This is a genomic window from Shewanella sp. SG41-4, from assembly GCF_014164505.1.
In the GTDB taxonomy this organism is placed as follows: Bacteria; Pseudomonadota; Gammaproteobacteria; order Enterobacterales; family Shewanellaceae; genus Shewanella.
Genome location: NZ_JACJFI010000164.1, coordinates 1 through 9,725 on the forward strand (window position 1 = coordinate 1; position 9,725 = coordinate 9,725).

Annotated in this window: 9 protein-coding genes, 1 tRNA gene and 1 pseudogene; 3 read left to right on the plus strand and 8 right to left on the minus strand. The window is 40.8% G+C overall.

What is annotated here, in order from left to right; genetic code table 11:
- The first annotated feature begins 116 nt into the window (after window positions 1-116).
- Window positions 117-192: transfer RNA gene (locus tag H5202_RS14350), tRNA-Met, on the plus strand.
- A 406-nt stretch (window positions 193-598) separates the two neighbouring features.
- On the opposite strand, the gene H5202_RS14355 is transcribed toward H5202_RS14350, so the two are convergent.
- The 7 genes from H5202_RS14355 to prmB form a co-directional block, all read right to left on the minus strand.
- Window positions 599-961, minus strand: coding sequence for a rhodanese-like domain-containing protein (locus H5202_RS14355; RefSeq protein WP_182772675.1), 363 nt, complete (start codon window positions 959-961; stop codon window positions 599-601).
- Window positions 962-1,390: 429 nt separating this feature from the next.
- A complete protein-coding gene (locus tag H5202_RS14360; protein WP_182772676.1) occupies window positions 1,391-1,939 on the minus strand; it encodes an RNA methyltransferase in 549 nt (182 codons plus the stop codon).
- A gap of 21 nt (window positions 1,940-1,960) precedes the next feature.
- Window positions 1,961-2,239, minus strand: coding sequence for a YfcL family protein (locus tag H5202_RS14365; protein WP_182772677.1), 279 nt, complete (start codon window positions 2,237-2,239; stop codon window positions 1,961-1,963).
- Window positions 2,240-2,242: 3 nt separating this feature from the next.
- Window positions 2,243-3,397 (minus strand): NAD(+)/NADH kinase, encoded by a 1,155-nt coding sequence (locus H5202_RS14370; protein ID WP_182772678.1) that lies wholly within the window; start codon window positions 3,395-3,397, stop codon window positions 2,243-2,245.
- A 56-nt stretch (window positions 3,398-3,453) separates the two neighbouring features.
- Window positions 3,454-4,638, minus strand: coding sequence for an MFS transporter (locus tag H5202_RS14375; protein WP_182772679.1), 1,185 nt, complete (start codon window positions 4,636-4,638; stop codon window positions 3,454-3,456).
- Entirely contained in the window at window positions 4,638-5,732 is a 1,095-nt protein-coding gene (aroC, locus tag H5202_RS14380) for a chorismate synthase (protein WP_182772680.1), read from the minus strand. Before aroC ends, H5202_RS14375 begins: the two co-directional genes overlap by 1 nt.
- A gap of 56 nt (window positions 5,733-5,788) precedes the next feature.
- Window positions 5,789-6,733: a 50S ribosomal protein L3 N(5)-glutamine methyltransferase gene (gene prmB, locus H5202_RS14385; protein ID WP_182772681.1), complete on the minus strand. Its 945-nt coding sequence runs from the start codon at window positions 6,731-6,733 to the stop codon at window positions 5,789-5,791.
- Window positions 6,734-6,812: 79 nt separating this feature from the next.
- On the opposite strand from prmB, the gene smrB reads away from it, so the two are divergent.
- Complete coding sequence (gene smrB / locus H5202_RS14390) at window positions 6,813-7,340, plus strand: endonuclease SmrB (RefSeq protein WP_182772682.1); 528 nt, start codon at window positions 6,813-6,815, stop codon at window positions 7,338-7,340.
- Between the two features lie 86 nt (window positions 7,341-7,426).
- Here smrB and sixA read toward each other — a convergent pair whose 3' ends face one another.
- On the minus strand, window positions 7,427-7,900 hold the full coding sequence (sixA, locus tag H5202_RS14395; RefSeq protein ID WP_182772683.1) for a phosphohistidine phosphatase SixA: 474 nt from the start codon (window positions 7,898-7,900) through the stop codon (window positions 7,427-7,429).
- A gap of 314 nt (window positions 7,901-8,214) precedes the next feature.
- Here sixA and H5202_RS14400 point away from each other — a divergent pair.
- Window positions 8,215-9,570: pseudogene (locus H5202_RS14400) on the plus strand (insulinase family protein); the annotation flags it as partial.
- Window positions 9,571-9,725: the final 155 nt, after the last annotated feature.

Genomic DNA, 9,725 nt, shown 5'->3' on the forward strand with positions numbered 1-9,725 from the left:
GTCGGGCTCAGCTTTTTATAAATAAAGACTCGAAGGTCGTAGTTTTTATCAAGTCCTACTCCCGCAACCATTTCTTTAATCAATAGAATAAAAATAATTGATAGCGTTTTATCGGACGCGGGATGGAGCAGTTGGTAGCTCGTCGGGCTCATAACCCGAAGGTCGTAGGTTCAAGTCCTACTCCCGCAACCATTTTCTATTAGTAAATTTCTCATTTCAATTAATCTCCTTTGTAAATCCTTAAAATCTCATCGTAAAATCAGTTTTTTACTCATCAGACTCAGCTTTTTATACACAAAGAGTCGAAGGTCGTAGTTTTTTATCAAGTCCTACTCCCGCAACTATTTTTATTGTTATACCTTTCCTTGTAATTTCCCTGCTTTAATTATCTGCACCTAGAACTATATTTTTATCGTTACCCCCTACCTTTCAGACTCAATCTAACATCAAAATTAATTTGAATAGCACGTCCAGAGAGTATGAGATGGTTAGCCATTCCCAGAACTCAAAAAATAAAAGCTGTTATGAGCCCAGACGACATTAATATCCCCAGCCCTACAAACATTAACGCTATCAGTTACGTCTCTCGTCCAGTGTATTATTTCGATGTTGGAAGCGATAATTTCCACCAACTCAACATCCCACCTTCAAGTTGATATACATCATTAAATCCAAAATGTTTAAGTTTTCTAACCCCAGGGATACTGCGATGGGCAGATAGACATATCACGACAGTTGTTATCTCTGGTGATAATTCAAGCTGCTTTATCGCATCAATAGAAAGCGACGTGATAGGCAGATTTATCGAGCCTTCAATATGCGACTTGTTCCATTCTATTTTTGAGCGCACATCAATAATCTGAATATCATTCTTCTGTAATCGTTTATATACTTCTTGAGCGCTCATTTCGGGTACTTTTCCAAACGGTAGCCACTGTGCCAGTTTATTTAATATCGACATCTATGCATTCCTAATATTGATTTTTAATGTGTATGTCTAACAAAGCCGGGTTCAGAGGCATTAATAACCAAGTCATCAAGCTAAATAATGGTGACTTAACCGTTATGGAAAACATCATCATGAATGGTGATTGCCTTCCCTACCTCTAATGTCTACCACACAACTCGCTTCATCAAGCTTTAATCCACTATTTATATCCCTGATTTGAAATCTAATATTAAACAACAAGCAGTATATCGAGCTTTTTTTGAAATGTTTTTTACTCTGGGGCTAGATGATACAACAGCGATAAATTGACCATACAATTATACAGCACAGGCTTTTCTATTGGCGAGTATTGCTATTGGCGATTTTGCGCTACTCCGCGTAAACAAAAATGCCAAATGATTTCTCATTCGGCATTTATCATTAGTTCATACGGTTATTTCATCAAAGTGACTTCAACCAGTGTTTCACTTTGGTGCGATTATTATTGTCTCGGCTTTGCTTAATCAATTCATCATCAGCTTTAATTTGAGTCGTTTTAGCCAAACGGTCATAAAGCAAAACATTCACTGATGCAGCTAAATTCATACACCCTACAGTCGGTACATACACGACATCATCAGCAGCATCAATTAATTGCTGTGGAATAGTGCCATCTTCTGGACCGAATATATAAAAGGCATTATCTGGATGAGTGAATAAAGGCAACGGCGTCGCCCCAACAACAAGATCAACACAGACTATGGTTGCGCCATCAGGCACACTATCAAGCAGTGACTCTACTCCGACTAAAGGAATACGCTTAGCAGCATCTTTAGTGTCGACATCGTATTGGGCATCACCCGACTTAGCCGCCAATTCATAACGCTTTCCGGTATAGCAAACATTGTCGACACCGTAGCAACCAGCAGCTCGCATGATTCCGCCAACATTGACCGGCGTTTTAGGGTTAACTAAACCAATAGTGACTTGTTGCAAAGGGGGATTTACCATAAAAGCTTTATCTATTCCAAGTTATGCCGCTTGAGCGACAATACGTTGACGTAATTGCTGCCATGCTGCTTCCACTAATGAAAAGTCATGCTCATCTAACTCTTCATTTGCCAACGCAAGACATTTAACCAATTTTTGATCAAGCGCGGGTAAATCTTGTTCAGGTTCGACTTCTAATTCTGCTAATACAACGGCTACGTGGCCTTGTAAATAACCACAAGCAAATAACTCATCGTCATCGCTATGGCTAACGCTGTCTTCAATCCAAGACTCTAATGCTGCATCGTACTGTTCTAACATGTTCTAGTTCTCCACTAAATCTGGGTTGGCTACTTGATACATCACGTAATCATGGTAACCCGTGACTATTTTGTAATAGCCCGTAAGCGCTTTATCTAATTCAGGGTCGCCACTATCCACAATTAATGGCCTACCATCAAGTGCTTTTAGCTTAGTTTTTGTGGCTAGGATTAAAATATTGTCTTTTTGTAGTTGCCGGATAAGTTCCGGTGACAACTGCTGATTGCCACGACCCAATATATGCCCTTGCCCACCGATTAAAGTAATAACCAGTTTGACCCTAGGGTACCTTTTTTTATCGGCGATAAAGGTGAGTAATTGCTGTGCGGTAACATCCTTAGCAATCACGCTTTTATGCTGAATAACATCGACACCAAGCAAAGTATTTTCTAAACCAAGGTCTTCCATTACTGCCGCTACGGTGCTGCCCGAACCCATGATGTAAAGTTCATCGTCCATTGATTCAATCACATCAGCGGCAATATCGGCTAACACTAATTCATCAACTTCTTTACCGCCCATCTTCACGGCTTGTATATATCGTGGCGCAGCAGGAACTGTCATTTCACCAAATCGTTTCGCTTTTACAATCCCCTGCCTAAACGCAATCTCGTCAATATCCATGACGTCAGCAGACATTAAGCTCACTAATTCACCTTTGAGTAACATACTGACAACTAGCCCTGAAGCGTGCGGGGTTATGCCATAAACACCCGAGTGAATTTTAACGCCTGCTGGAACGCCTAACACCGGAAATGAGTCATCAACTACTGCATAAATATCGCGTGCAGTGCCATCACCACCAGCGAACAGTAGTAAATCTAATTGATGTTCGAGTAAGCATTTAACCGCATTTTGGGTGTCTAATGCAGACGTTTTTTCTGTTGAAGTGGTTTCTAACGCGGTATATACATCTTGAGTGTTAAAACCCATTTTGCGACATAAACTCCCGCCCATGTCGCCAGATGCTGTAATAATATCGATTTGCTTAACGAAAGGTAAAATGACATCCAGAGCTTGTTGCATTCGCAGTTGTGCTTTAGGAATAGCCCCTTTTGCAATAGCTTCTACGGCAACGCCATCAGAACCTTTTAAACCAACACTGCCGCCAAGGCCAGCTAATGGATTAATGATTACACCTAAGCGAAAACGTTTCACACTAACTCCTTGCTGATTACATATCATCTGTTACTAAAATAAAATTTATCAATGACCTAGTTATCCAATTGTGTATTAGTCACTGGTTGGCCATTAATATTGGGAATAAGTAATACCGCTATCATAGATAAAAATGCACAAGCGGCAGCAAATACCCACACCCACATAGTGCTACTACCATCACCCCAAATCATGCCACTTATCCATGTGCCTAATGCGCCGCCCACACCAAAACTGACACTGGCATATAAAGCTTGACCAGTACTTCGATGGCTGATGGAAAAATGACGATGAATAAAATGGATTGAAGCTGCATGGACTAAACCAAAAGTGAAAGCATGCAATAGTTGGCTGATAACCAATAAGGAAACGTGTTCAACACCAAAAGCCAATAGTAACCAACGAACAGCAGTTAACAGAATGCTCACCACCAGCAATACTCGAATACCGTATTGACGAATAAGACGTGATGAATAAAAGAAAATAATAATTTCGGCTAGAACACCCAAAGCAACTAACATTCCAGCGATGGTCTCAGAGTAACCAACCTGCTTTAGATACAATACAAAAAAACCATAAAATGGTCCGACACTCATCTGCAGTAACATTGCAGATAACATAAACCACACTAATGATTTATCAAATGTCAGTTTAGGACGCTCAGCTTTATTGACTACAACACTGCGATTAGCGGGTAACGGTAATGAACATGCAAATAGGCCTAAAAATAAAATCATCCCCATATAAGGCAACACTTCAGGGCCCCAGTGATCAATCGCTAATCCACCACTTATCACCAAAATAATATAGCCAACACTGCCCCAACTCCGAATGGCACCATAACGATCTGCTTTATCACCCAGAGTTTCTAACGTAATCACTTCTAACTGAGCAAGAATGGAATTCCAAAAGAAAGTGTATATGGCCAAACTAACCGCAAGATACATGAAGCTGCCGTCAAAGAAAAAACTGATGTAGGTAATCGCAGCAGCAAAGGAGCCGAGCTTTATCAATTCTGAACGCATACCGGTGCGATCGGCTACAGCCGCCCATACATTAGGCGCGACAATGCGAGTAGCCATTAAAATAGCCAACAAAAAACCTATCTCTTGGGCATTGAAACCTCGGCTATCAAAGAAAACCCCCAAATAGGGAACCATGATGCCAAGAATAGAAAAGAAAAAGAAATAACAGGCGCTGAGCCAGCGTAAATCTGGTTCAGCGCGTTTCAATGAGGACATTATCGCATTCCGATAACGGGTGTTTGACTAGTAACATCTTGGTTTTGCGCACGATGTCTTAATAAGTGATCCATCAATACAATTGCTAACATCGCTTCTGCAATAGGCACAGCGCGAATACCCACGCAAGGATCATGACGACCTTTGGTGATCATATCGATTGTTTCGCCCTGCACTGTCATACTTTGACCTGGTACGCTAATGCTCGAAGTAGGTTTTAGCGCAATATGGGCCACAACAGGTTGACCAGATGAAATACCACCCAATACACCACCAGCATGATTAGATGCAAAACCTTGAGGTGACATTAAATCACGACCTTCTGAACCTTTTTGAGTAACAACACCAAAGCCATCACCAATTTCAACGCCTTTAACTGCATTGATGCCCATTAACGCATGCGCTATGTCGGCATCAAGACGATCAAATACTGGTTCACCTAATCCCACCGGAACACCAGTAGCTGCTACGGTAATTTTGGCGCCAATTGAGTCACCAGATTTACGTAAGCCACGCATGTACTCATCTAACGCTTCTAGTTTACTGGCATCAGGAAAGAAAAATGCATTTTGCTCAATTTGAGTCAAATCAATAGTGTCAGCGCTAATAGGTCCTAACTGAGCAAGATAGCCATGAATTTCAATGCCATGAACTTGCTTGAGGTATTTTTTTGCTACCGCACCAGCGGCAACTCGCATTGCCGTTTCGCGTGCAGACGAACGCCCACCGCCACGGTAATCACGCATGCCATACTTTTGTTGATAGGTATAATCTGCATGACCAGGACGAAAAGTGTCTTTAATATCTGAATAGTCTTGGCTACGTTGATCGGTATTCTCAATCAACAAACCAATAGAGGTGCCAGTGGTTTTACCTTCAAACACTCCTGACAAAATTTTCACTTCATCAGCTTCACGGCGTGCCGTTGTGTAGCGTGACGTGCCAGGACGACGTCGATCTAAATCATGTTGCATATCTTCAACAGTTAACTCCAGTCCTGGAGGACAACCATCAATGATACAACCTAGAGCAACACCATGGCTTTCACCAAATGTTGTAACAACAAAGTTTTGACCAATACTATTTCCTGACATGCGCGTTAACTACCTCTGTTAATTATTCACTTCATTGAGTGCGATTCTTGTCGCTATTATTCACTATCTTTATAGATGGCGAAAAGTGATTCATTTTCAACTAGCTGATCACGGGTTAATACAAACACGCCATCACCGCCAAATTCAAAATCAACCCAAGTAAACGGCATATCAGGATATTGCTCAATCAAATGCACCATTGAATTACCAACTTCAACGACCAGTAAACCAGTGTCAGTAAGATAGTCTGCCGCATTAGCCAAGATACGCTTGGTTAAATCTAAACCATCATTACCAGACGCTAATCCGATAGCTGGTTCGTGATGATACTCTTGAGGCATATCACCAATATCTTGCGCATCTACATATGGAGGATTAGATACAATTAAGTCGTAATGCTGGCCTTTTGGGATCGCCGAGAATAAATCGGATTGCATCGGAAAAACACGATCCAACACGCCCAAAGACTCTATATTAATCTGCGCGACGTCAAGTGCGTCTTCACTAATATCTAATGCGTCAACTTCAGCATCTTCAAACGCATAGGCACAGGCAATGGCAATACAAGCACTGCCAGTACATAAATCCATAATACGATGAACCGGTTTGTTATATAACCATGGGCTAAACTGATTATTGATCATTTCGGCAATGGGTGAGCGCGGTACAAGTACGCGTTCATCTACATAAAATTCAAGCCCTGCAAATTTGGCCTTATTGGTCAAATATGGTACTGGTAAACGTTCACGTACACGGCGAATAATCAATTCAACGATTTTATGTTTTTCGCTGCTGGTTAAATTACTTAAAATAACCTGCTGACCGATATCTTCTGGTAAATGTAGAGCATCAAAAACCAATGCAATGGCTTCGTCCCAAGCATTATCCGTTCCGTGGCCATAATAAATATTGGCATCATTAAAACGACTGACAGCCCAACGTAACATATCAGCTATAGTACGTAACTCAGTGACAGCTTCATCTACAAAGATCTTATCCAAAACATGCTCCTTAAAAATTGTTCTGCGCTATTGTAACTGATGTCTATTAAGATGACCTAGAATTCAATACAATAGCCCCATGAAAGACGATAATTATCCAGACTTATCGCTGTTTAGTGCATTAATAGAGGGGATCAAACCGTTAAGGCAAGATACTCACCACTTTAAACAGCCAGTCAAAGCCAAACAACAGTTCGAAATAAAAGAACAGCAGATCCATGCTGAAAGCTATTTTTCGGATACATATCAGCCGCTTTTGCCGGTCGATGGTCCTATGCGTTGGATTAATACCAGCACAGATAAGCATGAATTAAAACGCTTAAGGCGTGGTGATTATTCTCCGGACCTGTTGCTAGATTTGCACGGCATGCGTCAAGCAGAAGCAAAACTTGAATTAGCCGCACTTATCCAAGCGTGCGTTAAACAAAATACGATATGTTGCTGTGTCATGCACGGCTATGGGATGGGGATTTTAAAGCAACAAACACCAATGTGGTTAGCGCAACATCCAAACGTAAAAGCATTTCACCAAGCGCCAAAAGAATGGGGCGGCGATGCAGCGTTATTAGTATTAATTGATATTGGTGAGCAACCTCACCGACGCTAATTTGTGGAAGTGAATGCTAACAATAAAAAAGGTAAGTAATCACTTACCTTTTTTATTAATTGTGGTGATTCATAACTCTATTGCGATTACACAACAACTTGATGCGGTGCTGTCATTGCGACAAAACTAGCGTTGTACGTATGTTTGTCTATGTGAGCTACTGCAGAGGTAGCAAACAAAGGAGGCTCAACCCCCGCCACAAGCTCGCTAACCATAAAACCTAAAATAGGCATATGTGCAATAACCAATATATTATCTGCTTTGTATTGTTCGGCATAAGCCAACACAATATCTACCGCCTTTTTAGCATCACCGGAGGGAGTCACATCATCAAGCACTAAACGCTTACGGGGTTCCGATAAGTGTTTACTGACTTCTTGCCACGTTTGTTGCGCACGTAAATAAGGGCTAACAATAACCAAATCAAAATGACTGACCTGTTTTGCCAACCAATTAGCCATATAGCCAGTTTGAATACGACCTGTATCAGTTAACTTTCGTTCTCTATCAGACACTGCATCAAAACTCGCTTCACCATGGCGCATCAAAAATAGCTGCATACTTCTCTCGTGATGTTTTTATTATCATTCTGAATCAATTGTAGCGTTAATCAGCGCAACAACAAACCTAGAATTGAGCATATTTAGATAAACTTTAGTCGATAATAGAATAAAATAGTCCAAGGTAATTTGCTAAAAAGTAATAACAAGATCAATATATAACAAGTTATCTTTTCTGGAGTCTCCTCTTGTCTGAATTTCCAGCAGTTTATAAAAGCCAAAATGATCACCGCCAATACCAATACCGAGTGCTAAACAATCAACTTCGAGTGTTATTGGTTGAAGACATGCAATCAAATCAAGCAGCTGCATCTATGGCTGTTAGTGTTGGTCATTTTGACGATCCTGTTGAACGGCCTGGTATGGCGCATTTCCTTGAGCACATGTTGTTTTTAGGCACCGAAAAATATCCAGATTCAGGTGAATACCATGCTTATATTAATCAACATGGCGGCAGTAATAATGCTTGGACAGGCACAGAGCAAACTAACTTTTTCTATAGTATTAATGCAGAAGCTCTAGAAGGTTCATTAGACCGATTTAGCCAATTTTTCATTGCCCCAAAATTTGACTTAGAGTTAGTTGATCGTGAAAGGCAGGCAATAGAATCTGAATTTAGCTTAAAATTAAAAGATGATATTCGCCGTGTTTACCAAGTTCAAAAAGAAACCGTTAATCCAAAACATCCATTTTCAAAATTCTCTGTCGGTAACCAAGCCACCTTAGCAGGTAAACAAGCAGACATTCGGGATGAGCTGCTGGCTTTTTATCAACAACATTACAGCGCTAATATCATGACATTGTGTGTTGTCGCCCCACGCCCTATTGCAGAGCTAGACACCATCGTTAAAAAATACTTCTCCAAAATTATCAATAGGAATGTCAGTAAACACTATCCTGCGGAAGCAATGATACCCAAGGATCAACAAAAAAAGCATATACAAATTGTACCGTTAAAAGATCAAAAACGAGTCAGTATTTGTTTTTCACTGCCCGAGATAGATCACTTTTATAAGCGCAAACCACTCACCTTTATCAGCCATTTACTTGGTAATGAAAGCACGGGGAGTTTACTGTCCTATTTAAAAGTACAGGGGTTAGCTAATAACTTATCTGCAGGCGGTGGGGTGAATGGTTACAACTTCAAAGATTATTCAATCAGCATACAATTGACCGATAAGGGATTTGCAGAGCTTGATGAAGTGGTAACTTGTGTATTTGAATACATCGAACTGATTAAGCAGCAAGGTGTACAAGCATGGCGTTACCAAGAGCGAGCCAATTTACTTGACACTGCGTTCCGATTCCAAGAACAGATCAAAACCTTAGATTTAGCGAGCCATCTAAGCATCAACATGCACCATTACGATATTAAAGACATTATTTATGGCGACTATCGCATGGATGAAATGCTTGAAGATGAAACACTACAACTGCTGTCTATGATGTCGGCAACCAATATGCGCTTACTTACGGTAGCAAAAGAATCACAGGTCGATAAACAAGCCAAATGGTACGACACCCCTTACCAAGTAAGATCATTACAACCTCAACAAATAGCAAAATGGTCTTCTGTAACGGTAAGAGAAGATTTGAAACTACCTGAAAAAAATCAGTTTATTGTCGCCAATCCGCAAGCTAGGCCTGACAAAAGTGATACGACGGTCCCCACTATTGTTGCTGAAGGCGAAGGCTACCGGCTCAACTTAAGTAAATCAAAACGTTTTTCATCACAAAGTGAAAAGGTAGCCAAAGGCACGTTTAACGAAGCTGAGCAGCAACATGCGTTGCCCAACGTAAATAAGAGCAAGGCTAAAACAGGCAG